The sequence below is a fragment of the Tetzosporium hominis genome (genome assembly GCF_002265435.1).
Lineage (GTDB): Bacteria > Bacillota > Bacilli > Bacillales_A > Planococcaceae > Chryseomicrobium > Chryseomicrobium hominis.
On record NZ_NOKQ01000225.1, the window covers coordinates 1 to 290 of the forward strand.

A 290-nucleotide genomic window follows, 5' to 3' on the forward strand; every position below is an offset into this window, starting at 1 on the left:
ACTAACACATAAAAAAATAAAAAAAAAAAATATATAATAATAATAAAAACAATAAAAATAAAAAACAAAAAAATTAATATTCAAAAACTGATCTTATATATTATAATAGCTAGGTAAACACAGAAGATCTCGCACATACACCTCTCATAAAAAAAAAAAACCGCTTCGGCGTGCATCCTGTCGATCTTTTTCTTTAAGAGATTGATTCCATGGTTTACGTTCCGGGTGAGGGATATGTCGTTTGCAAAGTGCAAAAAACTGCTTCAGGCGGGAGGATGGAGCTCCGTCAG

The 290-nt window shown here is 31.7% G+C and carries 1 pseudogene; it reads left to right on the plus strand.

What is annotated here, in order from left to right:
• Positions 1–168: 168 nt before the first annotated feature.
• Positions 169–290, plus strand: a pseudogene (locus CF394_RS16225) (hypothetical protein); the annotation flags it as partial.